This is a genomic window from Micromonospora sp. CA-269861 (assembly GCF_050948505.1).
Lineage (GTDB): Bacteria > Actinomycetota > Actinomycetes > Mycobacteriales > Micromonosporaceae > Micromonospora.
Map to the genome: position 1 here is coordinate 1,827,613 of NZ_CP192014.1, position 17,012 is coordinate 1,844,624.

Consider the following 17,012-nt stretch of genomic DNA (forward strand, 5'->3'; position numbering starts at 1 on the left):
CGCCGTGAGCGGGTGGGCGGGGCCGGTTCTGGTTACCGGGACGGACACCGAGGTCGGCAAGACGGTGGTGACCGCGGCGATCGCGGCCGCCGCGCAGGCTGCCGGGCTGCGGGTGGCGGTGGTCAAACCGGGTCAGACCGGTACGGCCGGCGGTGAGCCCGGTGACGTGGACGCGGTGAACCGGCTGGCTGCGCCGCTGACCGGTCGGACCCTGGCCAGCTATCCGGATCCCCTCGCTCCGTTGGCCGCCGCACGGGTCGCCGACCTGCCGCCGCTGGAGTTGTACACGGCGGTGGACGCCGTCCGTGCGGAGGCCGACAAGCACGACCTCGTGTTGATCGAGGGTGCGGGTGGGCTGCTGGTTCCGATGGGGCTGCGGCCGTCGGGTGAGCCGTGGACGATGGCCGACCTGGCGGTGTCGCTGGGCGCGCCGGCGGTGGTGGTCGCCCGTGCCGGGTTGGGCACGCTCAACCACACCGCGTTGACCCTGGAGGCGCTGGATCGCAGGGCGGTGCCGGCCGGTGTGGTGATCGGTGCCTGGCCGACCAGGCCGGAGCTGGTGCACTGGACGAATCTCACCGACCTGGTGCCGAACCTGCTCGGCGCGTTGCCCGACGGCGCGGGTGCGATGGACCCGGGTGTGTTCCGGCGTTCCGCGCCGGGTTGGCTCACTCCGGCCCTGCACGGTGTGCTCGACGACTGGCGGGTCTGGGCCGAGGAGAGTGGCTGAACACCTGACTTTCGTCGGTGTTGGCGCAGGTCGGGCGTGGGTAGCCTGACCGCCGTGCGGACCCTCGACTCCGCGCCGCCGGGCTGGTTGCACCGGCGGCGTCGCCTGCTGCTGGACGTGCTGCTCTGGGCGGTGGTGGCCGCCCCGGCCGGCTACGCCGAGATCAGCCCGCCCTATTCGCGGTACTCGTTGCCGCTGCTGGTCGGCAAGTTGCTGCTGCTCGGGGTGGCGGTGGCGGTGAGTCGTCGCCAGCCGTTGGTCGCCCTGGTGCTGGCCGTGCTCGGGTCGGTGGTCGATGGCAACTTCGTGTTCGCCATTCCGGTCTTCAGCTATCTCGCGGGGCGGCGCAGCGCAACCGCGGGTCCAGCGATCGTGGTCTTCGTGCTGATCACGGCCGGTGGCACGGCGCTCAACCTGGGGCTTCTCGGTTCTGGCGCGGCCACCTGGTTCCTGCTCGCCTCGGTGCTGCTCTTCGCCGCCGTCTTCCCCTGGTTGGTCGGCCGGTACCGCCGCCAGCAGCAGGAGTTGGCCGACGCCGGTCGCCGGCACGTCGACGCGCTGAGCCGCGAGCAGCAGGGCGCCGCCGAGCGGATCCGGTTGCGCGAGCGGGCCCGGATCGCCGGGGAAATGCACGACTCGCTCGGTCACGACCTCAGCCTCATCGCGTTGCGCGCCGCCGCCCTGGAGGTCGCCGCCGACCTCGACGACAGGCACCGGGCCGCGGCGGGGGAGTTGCGGGCCAGTGTCTCCGCGGCCACCGAGCGACTGCACGAGATCATCGGGCTGCTCCGTGAGGAGGCGGGCGCGTCGCTGCGCCCGAGCGGGGAGACCGTCGCGGACCTGGTCGACGGTGCCCGGGAGGCCGGCATGGCGGTACGGCTGGACGCCGCCACGGCGGTCGCGGAGCTACCGGCGATGACCGGACACGCGGCGCACCGGATCGTCCGGGAGGCGCTGACCAACGCGGCCCGGTACGCGCCGGGCGCACCGGTCGACGTGCGCCTCACTCGCGACGCTGACCGGGTCGAGGTGACAGTCGTCAACGATGCGCCACCGGCCGGGCCGCTGCCCGCCCCGCCGTCGCAGGGCAGTGGGCTGCTCGCCCTCGCCGAGCGGGTACGCCTCGCCGGTGGGACGCTCGACGCCGGTCATCGCGCCGAGGGTGGTTTCGCGGTACGGGCGGTGCTGCCGGCCACCGCGCCGCCGCCCGAGGCGATCGTGTCGGGGGCCGAGGCTCTGCTGACGTCGCGGTCGGGCGAGCGGCCCGGTCCGGTGGAGCGGCCGGTGGATGCCGAGCGGCGGCTGCATGACGCCCGGCGGCGGGTTCGGCGCAGCCTGCTCGTGGCGCTCGTCGCGCCGGTCGGCTTCGCCCTGATGCTCTCGCTCGTCTACTACCCGGTGGCGACCGCCGGGACGGTGCTGGACCGGGCCACCTTCGACCAGATGCGCGTCGGCGCGGCCCGGTCGGAGCTGGTCGGGCTGCCCCGGCGGCAGTTGGAACGCCCGACACCCGTCGACCGGGCCGGCTGCGAGTACTACACCGACGGCAACTTCCCCCTCGCGGAGCCGACCTGGCGGCTCTGCTTCACCGATGGCCGGCTGGTCAGCAAGGAGTGGATCGCCTAGTGGACACCGACGCGACGGGGGCACCGCCGATCCGGGTGGTGCTGGCCGACGACGAGGCGATGATCCGGGCCGGCGTCCGGGCCATCCTGGCCAGCGATCCCGGCATCGAGGTGGTCGCCGAGGCCGGCGACGGGCACGCGGCGGTGGAGTTGGTCCGTGCCCACCGACCCCGGGTCGCGCTGCTGGACATCCGGATGCCGCGGCTGGACGGGTTGGCCGCCGCCGCAGAGATCCGCCGGGTCGTGCCGGACACCGCGACGATCATGTTGACCACGTTCGGCGAGGACGACCACGTGGCCCGGGCGCTCGGGCACGGTGCGAGCGGGTTCCTGCTCAAGGCCGGTGACCCGCGTGAGCTGATCGCCGGTGTGCACGCGGTCGCCGACGGTGGGGCGTACCTGTCGCCGAGGGTGGCCCGCCGGGTGATCGAGCTGGGGGCTGGCCGGCTGGGCCGCCGACCCGCAGCCCGGGATCGCGCGGCTGGGCTGACCGAGCGGGAACGGGAGGTGCTGGCCCTGGTCGGGGCGGGCCTCTCCAACGCCGAGATCGCCCGCCGGCTGCATCTCGTGGAGGGCACCGTGAAGAGCTACCTGACAAGCATCTTCACCCGGCTGGACGTGCGCAACCGGGTGCAGGCGGCGATCCTCGCGTACGAGGCGGGGTTGGTCGACGGCTGAGCGGGGGCCGGGGAGCCCCCGCTCAGCCGCACGTCTCACGCGTCGCGGCGGCGCAGCGCGGCCCGGCCCAGCAGCAGCGCGGCCCCGGCCCACCCGGCGAGCAGGAGCAGCCCGACCACCGGCGGGTACGGGTCGGTGTCGCCGGCCAGGAAGTGCCCGCCGGCCACGCCGGGGAATATGTCGGCGATCCGGTTCAGCACGTCGATGTCCGGCTCCTGCAGGGACAGCGGCACGATCATCAGGGTGGCGAGGAGCACGGTGAGCGTGAGCACCGCGCTGCGCAGCGCGGCGCCGAGGCCCAGGGCGAGGACACCGACAAGCGCGAGGTAGGCCGCCACCGCCACGATGTCGCCGATCGTGTCGGCGGTCGGGGCGCTGCCCCACTCGCCGAGCACCGGCCGGGCGACCAGGGCACCCACGCCGCCGAGCACCAGGCCGAGCGCGAAGGTGACAGCTCCGGCGACCGCGGCCTTGGCCAGCAGTACGCGACCACGGGACGGGGTGCACTGCAGCGTCGTCCGGATGGTGCCACTCGTGAACTCGGCGGTGATCGCGAGCAGGCCCAGCGCCAGCACCACGTACTGGGTCAGCTCGACCGAGTCGATCAGCACACTTCCGACGGTGACGATTCCCCGGTCGTCGGTCGGGTCGTCGTTGGTGTTGTCGTTCGCGGCGTAGATGGCCAGTTGGCCGGCGCTCGCGGCCATCACCAGCAGGCCGGCCAGCGCCGTCCACCAGGTGCTCCGCACCGAGGAGAGTTTGGTCCACTCGGCGGCCACGGCGCCGTGACGGGTGCTGGTGCTCATCGCGTGCCACCTCCGGTCGGGCCACCTGCGTACTCGACGCTGTCAGCGGTCAGTTCCATGAACGCCTGCTCCAACGACGCGGCGTGCGCACTCAGCTCGTGCAGTCGTACCCCCAGCTCGTGGGCCAGGTCGCCGACCTGGTCCGCGGTGGCGCCGGTGACGGTCAGCTCGTTCCGGTCGGCCGCCTCGACTGTCGCGCCGGCGGCGGTGAGGCGCGCGGCGAGGGCGGCCAGCCCGTCCGGGTGCGGGCTGCGGACCCGGACCGCGACGGTGCCGCGGGCGATCACCTCGCCGATCGGCGAGTCGGCGAGCAGCCGTCCCCGGCCGATCACCACGAGTTGGTCGGCGGTGAGCTGCATTTCGCTCATCAGATGGCTGGAGACGAAGACCGTCCGCCCCTCGTCGGCCAGCGAACGCATCAGCTGCCGCACCCAGCGCACCCCGTCCGGGTCGAGGCCGTTCACCGGCTCGTCGAACATCAGCACCGGCGGGTCGCCGAGCAGCGCACCGGCGATGCCGAGCCGTTGGCCCATGCCGAGGGAGAGCGTCCGCCCCGGCTTGGCGGCGGCGCGTCCGTCCAGCCCGACGGTGTCCAGCACCTCGTCGACCCGACGGACCGGGATGCCGTTGCTGTGCGCCATGGCCCGCAGGTGCGCCCGGCCGGACCGGGCCGGGTGGATGGCCCGGGCGTCGAGCAGCGCGCCCACCTCGTGCAGCGGCCGGCGCATCTCCCGGTACGCGCGCCCGCCGACCACTGCCTGCCCGGCGGTGGGACGGTCCAGCCCGAGGATCATCCGCATGGTGGTGGACTTGCCGGCGCCGTTGGGGCCGAGAAAGCCGGTGACCCGGCCGGGCGCGATGTCGACTGTCAACGCGTCGACAGCGACTGTCGACCCGAACCGTTTCGTCAACCCACGTAATGTGATCATGCGTTGACGCTAGGCGAGCGGCCTGCCGCCGCACCGCGCCCGAACGGCACCACCCGCCCCTGACTTTCGTCAGGTGGGTGGCGGGCTGATCACCGTACGTACTGCTCCAGCAGTGCCGGGGTGAGCCCGGCCCGGTGGATCGCCTTCAACGCCGCGAGCAGGTCGTCCATCAGGGCCGGCCGGAAGTGCATCAGCAGCACGTCGCCGGGTTGGATGACCTTCTCCGGGGTCTGGTAGCGCACCTTCCCCTCGTGGACGGTCTCCGTCCAGTGGAAGACCGCCTTCGCGCCGCAGTCGTGGGCGGCCTTCAGTGTGGTGCTGTCATGCTCGCCGAACGGCGGCCGGAACAGGGTGGGCCGTTTGCCGAACAGCCCCTCCAGCCTGTCGGCGGCACCGCAGATCTCCTGCTTCTGATAGTCGTACGACCGGCCGGCCAGCGAATTGTGGTTGATGGTGTGGTTCTCCACGATCCCGCCCACCGCCTCGATCTGCCGGAAGTAGTCGGTGTGCTCCGCCGCCGCCGGTGAGTTGAGGAACATCGTGACCGGGATGCGCGCCTCCCAGATGAAGTCGATCACGCCCGGCGGACGGGCCAGCCCACCGTCGTCGATGGTGATGAAGGCGACCTTCTGGTCGGTCGGCAGGCGATGCCAGAACGGGGCCGAACCGGTAGTGGGCAGCGGCACCGGTTGCGGCTGCGGCGCCTCGGGAAACGTCGGCACCTGGGACACGTACCAGGCCAGGCTCTTGAACGCGGGTTTCGCGGTCGCGGACGGCGACGCCGAGGGGGTCGGGGCCGGGGCGGACGGAGTCGGCTGGGCCGCGGTGAACTGCCGGGCGTGGGTCGCGTGGCCAGGGCTGACTGCGCAGGCAGTCAACGCCAGCAGGGCCAGAAGCGTTACGACGGCAGGGATCCGACGGGTGGTGATGGCTGACACGCCCGGAAACATACCGAGCGGATGTCAGGATCCGGTCAGCCCGGTGACCTCGGGGGAGCGGCGGACCACGAACGCGTCAGGCATCCGGAAGGTGAGATTGTCCGGGCACCAGGGCGGACGGAGCACGGTGACCCCGTCCAGCAGCGGCGCGGCCTCGGCCACCACCACCGCCGCCTCCATGCGGGCCAGCACGTCCCCGACGCAGCGGTGCGCGCCCGCCCCGAACGCCAGGTGCCGGCGTGACCCACGCTGGCCGGGACGGAACTCGTCGGGCGACTCCACGACCGCCGGGTCCCGACCGGCGCGGCCCAGCCACAGCACGAGGCTGCTGCCCGCGGGCACCTCCGTGCCGCCCAGCGTGCTGTCCGTCGCGGCGACCCGCCGCCAGATGACGATCGGTGGTTCCAGTCGGAGTCCCTCCTCCACCACGTCGGCCACCGCGACCTCGCCGGTACGCAGTCCGGCCCGCACCGCGGGCTCGCCGGCCAGCCGGTGCAACAGCAGGGTGAGGAACTGCGAGGTGGTCTCCTGTCCGGCGACCAACAGGAAAAAGAGCGCGCCGACCACCACGTCCGGTGGATGCCCGGCCGCGCGCAGCTCGGCGGCCAACCCGCCGCCGACGGCCGCGAAGTCCCGCAGTACGCGGTGGAACCGGCCCACCTCGGCGGCGAGCGCCACCTGCCGGTCGCCGTCCAGTGGTGCCCAGAACAACTCCAGCGCGGCGCGGGCGAACTCCTTCACCGCGCCGACCGGCGCGTCCGGCAACTCGACAAGCCGGGCCAGCACCAGCAGCGGCAGGTCGGCGGCGAGGTCCGCATACAGGTCGACAGGCGCACCGGTGTCGAGCGCGGCGCCGATCCGGGCGACCCGGTCGCGGACCAGCGCGGTGAGCCACTGTCGCTGTGCGGCCACCCGGGAGGGGTGCAACGCCTCCGCGACGATCGCCCGGATCTGCGGATGGCTGAAGCCCGAGTTGTTCGCCAGGGTCGGCGGCAGCCGGAACCGGTGCCCGGCGAGCACCCGCAGCGCGGTCACCGGCATCGGCGTCACCGCGTCCAGCGCGTTGTCCGGCCGATAGGTGACCGGGTCGGCGAGCACCTGGCGGACCAGCGCGTGCCGGGTCACGACCAGGTGGGTGCCGCCGACGTGGTCCGGCACCCGGGCCACGTCCGGCCATGCGGGGTCGGCCACCTGCGCCCAGCTGCGGAACAGCACCCGGACACGCTAGCCGGAGGCCCCCGGCAGCCCGGTCCGCAGCCGCCATACGGTGGTGCGCTTCACCCGCACGCTCTCCAGCGCCTCCGGCACCGGCACGTCGTACGCGGCCACCTCGTCGAAGCGGTCCCGGGGCAGGAACGCCCGGCCGGGGTCACCGACGAGCGCCGGCGCGCCGGCCCGGGCGGCGCGCAGCAGGAACCGCAGGACCCGGCGGGCCATCGCCTCGCTGTAGAAGACATCGCCGGCGAGCACCACCTCGGCGTCCCCGGCGTCGCCGTCGAGGATGTCGCCGAACTCGGCGTCGACGCGTACCCCGTTGGCCTCGGCGTTGAGGGCGACCGCCGCCACCGCCAGCTCGTCCACCTCGACGGCCCGCACCGACGCCGCGCCGGCGCGGGCGGCGGCGATCGCCACCAGGCCGGAGCCGGAGGCGAGGTCGAGCACCCGGCGGCCGGCGACCAGCTCCGGGTGGTCGGTCACGTAGCGGGCGAGGGCCTGCCCGCCGGCCCAGGCGAACGCCCAGAACGGCGGCGGCCGGTCGCTGGAGAACTCGCCCTCGGTCAGCTCCCACAGCCCGATCGGCTCGTCCGCCTGGTGCAGCCGCACCTCGGGAACGAACGGGACCGGGGCCAGCCGGGCGTGCAGCCGGACGAACGTGCTGGAGAGCTCGGACACGGCGTGATTCTCCCAGCGGCCCGACTCCGGGCGTGTCGCGGGGCAGCGGTGACCGGTTCACCACGGTCGGTGAAAACCCACCCTGTCCTTGCCGTCCGGTGCGAACACACCCGTCTGGTCGGGCCGGTGCCCCGCTTCTAGCGTTGCGGGGTGGAGGCAACCGAACGGAGGGCGGCGGTGGTGACGGTGTGGCGGTATGCGCTGAGGGCAGGGGTGGTGCTGGCCTGTCTGAGCGGGGTGGAGCTGGCGGTGGCCTCACCGGCCCAGGCGGCCTTCACCACCGAGATGAGTGGCCTGCCGGGACGGTTCACCGCAGGCGAGCAGGTGCGGACGATCTCCGCGGTGGTCTCCCAGACGGACCGGCGCGGTGGGTGCGCGAAGGTGCGCTGGTCGATGGTGCTCACCGTGCAGGGCCTCCGGCTCGACCAGGTAAAGATGGACCGGGTGGAGGAGAACGGCGACTTCCCGCTGGAGATCCGCACCGAGGGGGATGTGGCCCGGTTGACCGACCGGCAGCTCGACCCGGGCACGCTCTGCCCGGGCCGCACGGTCACGGCCCGCTACCGGGTGGCCTTCGCCGAGGACGTCACCCAGGGGCGGGTCACCCTCGCCGCCGAGGCGTACGACGCCAACCTGCGCCTGTTGGCCCGGCAGACCGCCACCCGCTCGGTGGTGGGGGTGGGCGGTGCCCCGACCAGTAAGCCGAAGCCGACGGCGACCCCGCCGGAACCCACCGAATCCGCGAGTACGCCGACCGGGGGCGAGAGTGCGGCGACCGAGGAGTCGGCGGCGGAGTACCCCGCCGACGCGGCGCCACCGGCGGCCAACCGCCAGGTCTCGCAGTCCGGCGCGTTCGGCGTGGTGCAGGTCGCGTTCCTGCTCGGCGGGCTGCTGCTCTTCCTCGGGGTCGGGCTGCTGCTGCGCCTGCGGCACCTGACCCGGGCCGTCGCCGGGGACGCCGACGAGGCCGACGACCCCCCGGTGGACCGGCGCTGGGACCGCCCGGCCGTGGCCGACCCCTGGCGTCGGGCGCACCGCTGATTGAGGGCCGTGGGGCCGGCGGGTGTCCGCCGGCCCCACGGTGTCACTTCGAGAACGCCTGGAACTCGGCGATCCTGACCTGGCTACGGGCCGGGCTGGCGGTCGCGCAGTCCGTCGTCGTGGCCGGGTCGTCGTCCTGCTCACCCGCGTAGTGCGGGCCGCCGGTGCACTGGCTCGCCAGCACCTCGAGCCGCAGGTGGGTGGCGAGGGTGGTGGGCACCGCGAACGTCCGGAGGTTGATGTCCCGGCTGTACGCCCGGTACGCCCCGCCCGGGAACGCGTCCCCCGCGCTGGTGTAGATGCGCTGCCAGCGCGCCCGGTCAGCGCAGTCGGTGGTCGTCGCGTTGCAGGCGGACACCGCGAACGAGCGCAGGGCGCTCAGCGCGTTCTGCGCCCCGGTGTCGGCGTCGCCGGTGATCGCCGGGCGCAGCATCGCGCTGACGTTCACCCGCTTGACCGTCTGCGCGGCGTCCCCCGGCAGCGCCACGGTGAGCTGCCGGCCGGCGACCCCGTCCAGGGAGGCCCAGTTCGTCGCCTCGGTGTCGTCGGCGACCCGGTCCAGGTTGACCCCGTCGCCCGTGACGGTGGCGCCGGACGCGGTGGAGGCGAGGTTGCGGCTCAGCCGCAAGTCCAGGTAACCGTTCTGACCTGCCTTGGTCGTCGTGCTGAGCCGCTGGTGCCCGAAGCCGGGGGCCACGGCGAGCAGGTCGTACGTGCCGGCCACGAACTCCACGGTGTCCGGGATCGGGGTCGCCGGGTCGGTGTCGGCCACCGGCACGGCCCGCGCCTCGTACGCCCCCACGTACACCCGGATCGGCGCGTCGGCGCTGTCCCCGCGCGGGCGCAGGGTGAGCGTCGCGTTGCCACCGCGCGGCGAGGCGAAACTCGGCGTCGGGTCGGTGTCGCCGGCACCGTTGGTGGCGGCGTCCCGGCCCATCCCGGAGCGGGCGAACTCGGCCCAGATCAGGTCCTGGTTCGCCCCGCCGAAGCGGAGCAGGTCGGCGGTGAGCATGTTGTCGCGCATGTCGAGCATGCTGACCTGGCTGGCGGCCTGGAGCAGGAACGAGTCGAAGACAAGTTGTGACCAGCGCCGGTTGCCCGGGCACTGATCGGCCGCGACCTTGCCCAAGGCACAGTCGAGCTGCCGTTGCGGGGTGCCGAGGCCGTACCGCTTCACCAGGGCGGAGCGGACCCGGAAGTTGGTGGCGCCCCAGATCTCCCCGTCGGCGTGCACTGCGGGACCGGCGGTGTTGTAGCCGATGTCGGAGTAGTTGAGCGGGCTGCGGCTCAGGTCGTAGTTGCGGATGCCACTGACCAGGTTGCCGGTGACGTAGCCGCCGGTGATGAAGGGCGTCTCGCCGGGCGCACGCAGCCCGTGCTGGAAGAGGTACTCGGCGGCGAGCAGGTCGCCCCACGACTCACCCATGGCCCCGCCCTGGTGGCCGCTGATCCCGCTGTCCGGGCCGGCGATCATCCGGTTGGTGATCGCGTGGGTGTACTCGTGGCCGATCACCGTCATGTCGTAGTCGCCGTCCACGCACGGCGGGTACGGCCCGCCCGCCTGCGGCTGCCAGAGGTACATGTTGGTGGTCGGCGGCAGCCCGTCGCGCGGGGTGCCCTGGTTGGCGTTGTTCCGGTTGCCGCTCAGCGCGCCCTGCTGGGCGCGGCCCTGCTCGGCGTCCCCGCCCAGCCCGGACGGGGTGAGGTTGACCGCCTGGAGGTTCCACGCCGACTCGGTGAAGCCCAATTGGTACGACCAGTCGTGCATCCGGTTGTGCATGGCGAAGAGGTTGGCGATCGACGCGTCCGCGTCGTTGCGCTGGGCCGAGGTGAACACGCTCGGGTTGCACCTGGCCTGGTGCCACTGGTCGGTGAAGGGGTACTCGTAGCGGCGTTCCGGGCTGGTGGGGGCCGGGACGATCGGGGTGTTCGCACCCCAGGACAGCACCGTGTTCGCCGAGTTGCCGCGCGAGGTGAAGGTCGGCGTGCCGGTGGCCGCGTCGACGTCCCACGGCTGGCCGGTGGCCGGGTCACGCCAGGCGGCCTGGCAGCCGGGGGTCGGGTCGCCGCACCAGCGCACCCGGGGGTCCTGCCCGGGGCCGAGGTCGCGGGGCGGTGTGGCCGGGAAGACCGCCCAGCTCGGGTTGTCGGAGTCGAAGTCGACGAGGTCCTCGCGGACCAGCACCTGCCCGGTGGTGCCGTCGACGTAGCTGGTGAACGCGGCCGGGTGCTCGGTGTCCGCGCCGATCATGGTCACCTCGTAGGCGGCCCGGGGCCCGTCCAGCGGGGTGGGCACGGCAACCGACCGGATGGTGTGGCTGGCCACCGCGCCGGCGGTCAGCTTGGCGTCGGCGAGCGCGGCAGCGTACGCCTGCTCGGCGGTGCGGGTGGCCGGCGCTGGCGCGCCGGTGTTCCGGGCCAGCGAGGAGCTGACCGAGAGCACCGCGCCGTCGGCGACCGCGAGGGTGACGAGGCCGTCCGGCCCGGCGGGCAGGTCGCCGAAGCGTTGCCGGAGGGTGACCACGGTGCCGCTGCCGATCGGCCGGACCAGCACCCGTTCCATGCTGGCCACCGCTGCGGCGTCCATGCCGAACAGGTCGGGGTTGGCGGCCAGGTAGGCGCGGGCGGCGGTCTCCGGGTCGGCGGCCAGCCCGCTGGCGAGCGGAGTACGACCGGGGCCGAGCGCCTGCGGGGTGCCGAGCCGGTTCCACCGGACGTCGGGGTCGACGGCGCGGGCCAGGCCGCGTTGGCGGGCGTCGGGTGCCGCCGTACCGGTGCGGTTGTCGGCGTCGGCGGGCGCATGCCCCTCGGCGAACGGCCCGGACCGGCGCTCGGCGGACGCCTCGCCGCCGGTGGGGGCCGCGGTGCTCACGCCGGTGGGGAGCAGCGCGGCGACCGTCGCCGTCGTCGCCAGGATGGCGATGAGCCGGCGTCGACGCCGGCTCATCGGGGGTGACCACTCCGGTTGTGGCACGGGACCTCCTCGTGGGAGCGGGATGGCCGGCGATCGCCGACCGTCGCTGCGCGGTGACGCATGCGCATCTGTGGATATCAGTCGGTCGAGGTCACGGCAAGGTCCCAGGCCGTCGCCGTGGCAAAAGATCGAAATAACTCTACTTTACAAATTCACCACTCTTGTAAAAGTGCGGGTCGGCTGCCAGAGTCGACGCAGGACGTGAGAGCGGAGGGTGGCCATGGCCGTCGATGCCGATCCGACAGTCGAGCCCGCCGCCTGGCGGGACCCGCGCAAACCGCTCTGGCCGCTGGCGCTGCTGGTGCCGACGCTGCCCTTCGCCGGCTTCGCCCTGTGGCGGGCCGGCGGCGGGGCCTGGGCCTGGTGGTTCACCCCGGTCGTGGTCTTCGGCCTGATCCCGGTGATCGACCTGCTGCGCGGCGACGACCGGCAGAACCCACCGGAGGAGGCGGTGCCCCGGCTGTCCGCCGACGGCTACTACCGGTGGCTCACCTACCTCTACCTCCCGGCCCAGTACGCGGCAGTGGTGCTCTGCTGTGCGGTGTGGACCCGCGACGGGCTCTCGGTGGCCGGCGCGGCCGGCCTCGTCGCCACCGTTGGCGTGGTCAACGGCATCGCCATCAACACCGCCCACGAGCTGGGCCATAAGCGGGAACGGGTGGAGCGCTGGCTGTCCAAGGTGGCCCTGGCGCCCACCGGCTACGGGCACTTCTACGTGGAGCACAACCGGGGCCACCACGTGCGCGTCGCGACCCGGGAGGACCCGGCCAGTTCCCGGCTGGGGGAGAGCTTCTGGGCGTTCTGGCCGCGTACCGTCTTCGGGAGCCTGCGCTCGGCCTGGCGGTTGGAGACCAGCCGGTTCCGCGTCCGTGGCCGGTCACCTTGGACCCACCGCAACGACGTGCTCAACGCCTGGGCCATGACCCTGGTGCTGTACGCGGCGCTGACCCTTGCCTTCGGCCCCGGCGTGCTGCCGTTCCTGGCGCTCCAGGCGGTGGTCGGCTTCTCCCTGCTCGAGGTGGTCAACTACCTGGAGCACTACGGACTGGCCCGGCAGCGCACCGCCGCCGGCCGTTACGAGAAGGTCGACCCCCGGCACAGCTGGAACAGCGACCGCACTGTCACCAACGTCTTCCTCTTCCAGCTCCAGCGGCACAGCGACCATCACGCCAACCCGCTGCGCCGCTACCAGGCGCTGCGCAGCTTCGACACCGCGCCGCAGTTGCCGGCCGGTTACGCCACGATGGTGGTCGTCGCGCTGGTGCCACCGCTGTGGCGCCGGGTGATGGACCACCGGGTGCTCGCCCACTACGGCGGCGACCGGACGCGGGCCAACGTCCACCGCCGCCGGAGCTGACCGCCGCGCCGTGGCCAGGCGCTCCGTGCGCGGTCAGTCGCCCGGCGCCCAGTCGGGGTCGCGGCCGAATGCGGCCAGCAGGTGGTCCTGCTCGTCGGCGTCGTCGGGCACCCGTACCCCGGTGTGGACCAGGTTGTTGCGCCGGTAGGCGTCGATCTGCCCGGCGAACCACCGGGCGGCGGCGTGCACCGCGTCCGGGTCGAGCTGCGGCTGCGCGCCGATGGCCACCGCCACGTCCCAGCCGTGCACGAGGTGCTCGGCGAGGAGTTGCTGGAGGTACTCGGTGGCCGGGGCGTCGCCGCCGGAGAGGTGCACTGTGCGGTCGATCGAACCGGGGTGGGTGGCGGCGATCTCGGCCTGCGCGGCGGCCTCCCGCGCCGTCGCGATCGGGTCGGCACCGAGCTGGTCACCGTCGAGCCGGTCGCCGACCTCGTCGATGGTCCGGCCGGCGAGCAGCGGGACGCTCCACCGGTCCTCGGTCACCACGTGGTTGACGAGCGTGCGGACGTCCCAGTCCGAGCAGGGCGTCGGGTCGGACCACTGGCCGGGCTCGATCTGGTCCACCCGGTCGATGAATTCGGCCAGGCTCCGGCGGTACGCCTCCACGAGATCCATGCTGCCGATTGTTCCGGTCGGCGGGGCGGATCGAGCCCGTTTTGCCCGGCCTGATGCGGAAGATGGGTGCTGGTCGCCCAGCTCAGTCCAGGTCGGCCGGGTCCAGGCCGAGCTCTCGGGCGGTGACCAGCCGGACCCACTCGCCGAACTGTCGGCGGGAGATCACCCGGTCGTGCACAGCGAGTTGGACGGCGAGGCCGTCCATCACCGCGCTGATCCGCCACGCGGCCCCGTCGGCGTCGGCGCACTGGAAGGTGCCCTCGGCCACCCCGGCGCTGATGACCGCGGCCAGGTCCTGCCGCCAGCGCAGGTCGAGCCGCCGGGAGACCTTCTCCAACTCCGGGGTACGCAGCGACTCGGACCAGCCGTCGATCCACATCGACCAGGAGGTAGCCCGCCCGGCCGGGGTGTAGAGCTTGAGGATCCGGCGGAGCTTGGTCAGCGGTGGGGCCGAGGAGCGGGTCACCGCGTCCAGCCGGGCCAGGTCCTGTTCGACCGCGTACGCGAAGGCCTGCGCCAGCAACCGCTCCTTGGTGGCAAAGTGGTAGAAAACCAACGCCTGACTCACGCCCGCGGCATTCGCCACGTCCGCCGTCCGGGTGTTGGCCAGACCGCGCTCCACGATCACGTCACAGGCGGTGCGCAGCAGGGCATCCAGGCGGATCTCGGCCGCACGTCTCGTCACGACCGTTACCGTAGCCCATCCACCCGAACACGAACAGTTACCACCACGCCTCGACAGGCGCAGTGACAGTCGGAAGCCGGACACTTCCTCCGGGTGCCGTCGGTCGTTCCACGGAGAGTGTTCGTCGAGGTCCGCTGCCCGGTGTCGAAGTGCGGAGACGTTGACGGTCGGCCATGCGACGCGATGATGACGATCATTGCCTAGTGATGTCGGAGGGTGACCGTCGGTGCGAAATCCGGCCACCAGATCAGCCCCCTAGGAAGCCCGCCGGGGGTGGCTCCGGTCCAGCCCCAGCCACCCGGGACGCGCCGAGGCGACCCCGAGTTGGCAGTCAAACACCGGCTCGGCTAAAGTTCTCATCCGTCACCCGGGAACGTCCGGGGGCGTGCGGACGTAGCGCAGCTGGTAGCGCATCACCTTGCCAAGGTGAGGGTCGCGGGTTCGAATCCCGTCGTCCGCTCGGAGCTGCCGCCACGTATGACGGGGGCAACCTCGGTGGGGTGGCCGAGAGGCGAGGCAACGGCCTGCAAAGCCGTGTACGCGGGTTCAAATCCCGTCCCCACCTCGGCAACAAGCACGGGCGATTGGCGCAGTGGGAGCGCGCTTCCTTGACACGGAAGAGGTCACTGGTTCAAACCCAGTATCGCCCACCAGAGGAGAACGGCTCGTTACCGGAAGACCCGGTGACGAGCCGTTCCGCTTGTGGCGCAACGGTCATCAGTCGACGCTGAGCCGGTAGCCGATGCCCCGCACGGTGTGCACGCGCAGTGTGTCGTCGGCGGCGCGCAGCTTCTGCCGTAACCGCTTCACCGCCGAGTGCAGAATCGACGTGTCGCCGAGGTACGCGCAACCCCAGACCGACTCGAAGAGCCTCTCGTACGTCCAGACGCCTACCGGGGCGGTGGCGAGCTGGGTGAGCAGGTTGCGCTCAAGTCGAGTCAGGGTCAGCGGTTGCCCCCGCCACGTCACCAGGTGATCGAGCGGATAGATCTCAAGGTCACGCAGGCTGATCCGCTCTGCGGTCACAGCGGCGGCGGGAGCAGCGGCGGCGGGAGCGGCGGCGGGAGCGGGTGCGGCGGCCGGCGCGGCCTGGGTGAGCAGTGGGGCCGGCCCGTCGACCACGGCCGGGCCGATCATCGCCTGCAACTCGGCGAGGTCGGCGCAGATCACCAGGGTGCCGAGCCCGTTCAGTCGCCGCACCATTCGCTCGCGTACCGACACGTCAGCGCTTACGCAGAACACGAGGGACACATCGTCAACCACCGCTCTCCTTCCCCAGGTGCCACAGAAAAGACAACGCTGTCTGACCGCCGTAGTCAATGGGTTCGCCCGCGACAATCGCCGTACGCGCCCCGCGCCTGCAAGATCGCGCTCGAACCAGGATGTAGTGGCATCGCCCACCGGTAAGGCCACTACATCCTGGATTGAGCACGATCTTGGTGCGGGTGCGGGTGCGGGTGCGGGTGCGGGTGCGGGTGCGGGCGCGGCCGTGGGTGGTGTGGCGTGGTGCTTCAGAAGGTCAACAGGCGGAACTCGCCTACCGGCCGGAAGCCGAGGCTGCGGTAGACCGATTCGCCGATGGCCGACGAGGTGAGTGCGGCGGTGCGGGCACCCCGCTCGCTGGCCAGATCGAGCGCGACAGCGGTCATGGCGGCGCCGATGCCCCTGCGGCGCTGCTCCGGCTGGGTGCCGACGAAGTAGAGCGTGACCAGACCGTGGCTGATCCAGGCGACGGCTGTGCCGACGACCTGCCCGTCGTCGAGGCGGCCGGCCAGCCGGAGCACTGTGCCGTCGCCGGTGAACGCCTTCTCCCGTTCGATCGTGGCCGCCACGCCGTCCGCCGGGATTCCGGACACCCGGGCGTACGCCTGGACGAACGCGGCGAGGTCGGTGGTCTCGGCGATGTGCACGCCGGCGGGGGTCGGCACGTCGGCCGCCTCCCCGATCCCCATCGTCATGATCGGCATGCGGGTGACCTCCACCGCGCCGAGGGAGATCAGGCCGTCCGCGGTGCCGGGGTCGCTGTCCGGGCCGACCCACCAGACCCGGGGTACGCCGTGCAGGCGCTTCCGGGCCTCGGCGAGCGCGTCCTGCGGCGTGCGCTCGGCCACCCGCAGCACGCCGTTGAGGGGTGCGTGCGGCACGTCGCTGCGGTAGGTCGGAAGGTCGGAACCCCCGGCGACGCCGATGTTCCAACCGAGCAGGTACGCCCGGTGCGCGGCCAGCACCGTGCCGAGAGGCTCCATGACCTGGATCGTAACTCGGGGTCTGGCACCCCTGTCAGCCAGCGGAAACGGCTCGATGAGTCGGCCGTGCGGTCCCCGCGCGTTGATCGCTGGCGGTTCAGTGACTCGACTCGCCGAACGTATCCCTCCGGCGCTGCCACCGATCGCGTAGCGGATGAGCCGGCCGCCGTCAGCGCGGCGGCCGGCTCGGAACCACGTGATCTGGCGGCTCCGTGGCGATGGAGAGTCGTCGGATCACAGCGGCGGTGCGATGTCCCGCCGCTCCTCGACCCGGCGGTACTCCACCGGCTGCTCGGTGGTGCTGACGACCTGGCGGCGGCGACCCCAGATCAGCGTGGTCATGATGAGGCCGAGGACGCCGGCTCCCATCAGGATCCAGCCGACCACGTCGAGGTTGATGCCGCCGACGCTGGCGTCCAGTGCGAAGGTGAGGATCGCGCCGAGCGCGATCAGGAAGATGCTGGTGCCGATACCCACGACAGCCTCCTTAGGGGG

General features: G+C 72.6%; 16 protein-coding genes and 3 tRNA genes. 8 read left to right on the forward strand and 11 right to left on the reverse strand.

Annotated features, from left to right (window positions below; all coding sequences use genetic code 11):
- The first annotated feature begins 4 nt into the window (after positions 1-4).
- Genes bioD through ACQP0U_RS08395 form a run of 3 tightly spaced genes read left to right on the forward strand, consistent with a single transcriptional unit; the run spans position 5 to position 3,033 of the window.
- Entirely contained in the window at positions 5-730 is a 726-nt protein-coding gene (bioD, locus tag ACQP0U_RS08385; protein WP_433317237.1) for a dethiobiotin synthase, read from the forward strand.
- A gap of 54 nt (positions 731-784) precedes the next feature.
- Positions 785-2,356, forward strand: coding sequence for a sensor histidine kinase (locus ACQP0U_RS08390; protein ID WP_433317238.1), 1,572 nt, complete (start codon positions 785-787; stop codon positions 2,354-2,356).
- Positions 2,357-2,415: 59 nt separating this feature from the next.
- A complete protein-coding gene (locus tag ACQP0U_RS08395; protein WP_433320705.1) occupies positions 2,416-3,033 on the forward strand; it encodes a response regulator in 618 nt (205 codons plus the stop codon).
- Between the two features lie 35 nt (positions 3,034-3,068).
- Here the strand turns inward: ACQP0U_RS08395 and ACQP0U_RS08400 are convergent, their stop codons facing one another.
- From ACQP0U_RS08400 to ACQP0U_RS08420, 5 genes are all read right to left on the reverse strand, one after another.
- Positions 3,069-3,839, reverse strand: a complete 771-nt coding sequence (locus ACQP0U_RS08400) for an ABC transporter permease subunit (RefSeq protein WP_433317240.1) — start codon at positions 3,837-3,839, stop codon at positions 3,069-3,071.
- Entirely contained in the window at positions 3,836-4,768 is a 933-nt protein-coding gene (locus tag ACQP0U_RS08405) for an ABC transporter ATP-binding protein (RefSeq protein ID WP_433317241.1), read from the reverse strand. The genes ACQP0U_RS08400 and ACQP0U_RS08405 overlap by 4 nt, the downstream gene beginning before the upstream one ends.
- 89 nt (positions 4,769-4,857) lie before the next feature.
- On the reverse strand, positions 4,858-5,706 hold the full coding sequence (locus ACQP0U_RS08410) for a polysaccharide deacetylase family protein (protein ID WP_433317243.1): 849 nt from the start codon (positions 5,704-5,706) through the stop codon (positions 4,858-4,860).
- A 24-nt stretch (positions 5,707-5,730) separates the two neighbouring features.
- A complete protein-coding gene (locus ACQP0U_RS08415) occupies positions 5,731-6,921 on the reverse strand; it encodes a cytochrome P450 (RefSeq protein ID WP_433317245.1) in 1,191 nt (396 codons plus the stop codon).
- Between the two features lie 9 nt (positions 6,922-6,930).
- Complete coding sequence (locus tag ACQP0U_RS08420) at positions 6,931-7,599, reverse strand: class I SAM-dependent methyltransferase (protein WP_433317247.1); 669 nt, start codon at positions 7,597-7,599, stop codon at positions 6,931-6,933.
- Positions 7,600-7,749: 150 nt separating this feature from the next.
- Here ACQP0U_RS08420 and ACQP0U_RS08425 point away from each other — a divergent pair, with 150 nt between their 5' ends.
- The gene (locus ACQP0U_RS08425) at positions 7,750-8,640 is read left to right on the forward strand and encodes a hypothetical protein (RefSeq protein WP_433317248.1); all 891 of its coding nucleotides are present in this window, start codon (positions 7,750-7,752) and stop codon (positions 8,638-8,640) included.
- Positions 8,641-8,683: 43 nt separating this feature from the next.
- Here ACQP0U_RS08425 and ACQP0U_RS08430 read toward each other — a convergent pair whose 3' ends face one another.
- Positions 8,684-11,614 carry a M36 family metallopeptidase gene (locus tag ACQP0U_RS08430; RefSeq protein ID WP_433317250.1) on the reverse strand — a complete coding sequence of 977 codons (2,931 nt, stop codon included), beginning with the start codon at positions 11,612-11,614 and terminating at the stop codon, positions 8,684-8,686.
- A 220-nt stretch (positions 11,615-11,834) separates the two neighbouring features.
- Between ACQP0U_RS08430 and ACQP0U_RS08435 the strand changes: the two genes are divergently transcribed.
- A complete protein-coding gene (locus ACQP0U_RS08435; protein WP_433317252.1) occupies positions 11,835-12,971 on the forward strand; it encodes an alkane 1-monooxygenase in 1,137 nt (378 codons plus the stop codon).
- 33 nt (positions 12,972-13,004) lie between these two features.
- Here ACQP0U_RS08435 and ACQP0U_RS08440 read toward each other — a convergent pair whose 3' ends face one another.
- Complete coding sequence (locus ACQP0U_RS08440; protein WP_433317254.1) at positions 13,005-13,586, reverse strand: TIGR03086 family metal-binding protein; 582 nt, start codon at positions 13,584-13,586, stop codon at positions 13,005-13,007.
- Between the two features lie 82 nt (positions 13,587-13,668).
- A complete protein-coding gene (locus tag ACQP0U_RS08445; protein WP_433317256.1) occupies positions 13,669-14,271 on the reverse strand; it encodes a TetR/AcrR family transcriptional regulator in 603 nt (200 codons plus the stop codon).
- Positions 14,272-14,658: 387 nt separating this feature from the next.
- On the opposite strand from ACQP0U_RS08445, the gene ACQP0U_RS08450 reads away from it, so the two are divergent.
- From ACQP0U_RS08450 to ACQP0U_RS08460, 3 genes are all read left to right on the forward strand, one after another.
- Positions 14,659-14,731 (forward strand) — tRNA-Gly (locus ACQP0U_RS08450).
- 34 nt (positions 14,732-14,765) lie between these two features.
- Positions 14,766-14,836 (forward strand) — tRNA-Cys (locus ACQP0U_RS08455).
- 13 nt (positions 14,837-14,849) lie between these two features.
- Positions 14,850-14,924, forward strand: a tRNA-Val gene (locus tag ACQP0U_RS08460).
- A gap of 64 nt (positions 14,925-14,988) precedes the next feature.
- On the opposite strand, the gene ACQP0U_RS08465 is transcribed toward ACQP0U_RS08460, so the two are convergent.
- From ACQP0U_RS08465 to ACQP0U_RS08475, 3 genes are all read right to left on the reverse strand, one after another.
- On the reverse strand, positions 14,989-15,492 hold the full coding sequence (locus tag ACQP0U_RS08465; protein WP_433320708.1) for a winged helix-turn-helix domain-containing protein: 504 nt from the start codon (positions 15,490-15,492) through the stop codon (positions 14,989-14,991).
- Between the two features lie 290 nt (positions 15,493-15,782).
- On the reverse strand, positions 15,783-16,517 hold the full coding sequence (locus ACQP0U_RS08470) for a GNAT family N-acetyltransferase (RefSeq protein WP_433317258.1): 735 nt from the start codon (positions 16,515-16,517) through the stop codon (positions 15,783-15,785).
- A 234-nt stretch (positions 16,518-16,751) separates the two neighbouring features.
- The gene (locus ACQP0U_RS08475; RefSeq protein WP_433317259.1) at positions 16,752-16,994 is read right to left on the reverse strand and encodes a DUF6458 family protein; all 243 of its coding nucleotides are present in this window, start codon (positions 16,992-16,994) and stop codon (positions 16,752-16,754) included.
- Positions 16,995-17,012 lie beyond the last annotated feature (18 nt).

Excerpts from the sequence above, each read along its gene's own strand:
- ACQP0U_RS08395 (WP_433320705.1), top strand. The coding sequence starts at position 2,416 with ATGATCCGGGCCGGCGTCCGGGCCATCCTGGCCAGCGATCCCGGCATC.
- ACQP0U_RS08400 (WP_433317240.1), bottom strand. The coding sequence starts at position 3,839 with ATGAGCACCAGCACCCGTCACGGCGCCGTGGCCGCCGAGTGGACCAAA.
- ACQP0U_RS08405 (WP_433317241.1), bottom strand. The coding sequence starts at position 4,768 with ATGATCACATTACGTGGGTTGACGAAACGGTTCGGGTCGACAGTCGCT.
- ACQP0U_RS08435 (WP_433317252.1), top strand. The coding sequence starts at position 11,835 with ATGGCCGTCGATGCCGATCCGACAGTCGAGCCCGCCGCCTGGCGGGAC.
- ACQP0U_RS08440 (WP_433317254.1), bottom strand. The coding sequence starts at position 13,586 with ATGGATCTCGTGGAGGCGTACCGCCGGAGCCTGGCCGAATTCATCGAC.
- ACQP0U_RS08470 (WP_433317258.1), bottom strand. The coding sequence starts at position 16,517 with ATGGAGCCTCTCGGCACGGTGCTGGCCGCGCACCGGGCGTACCTGCTC.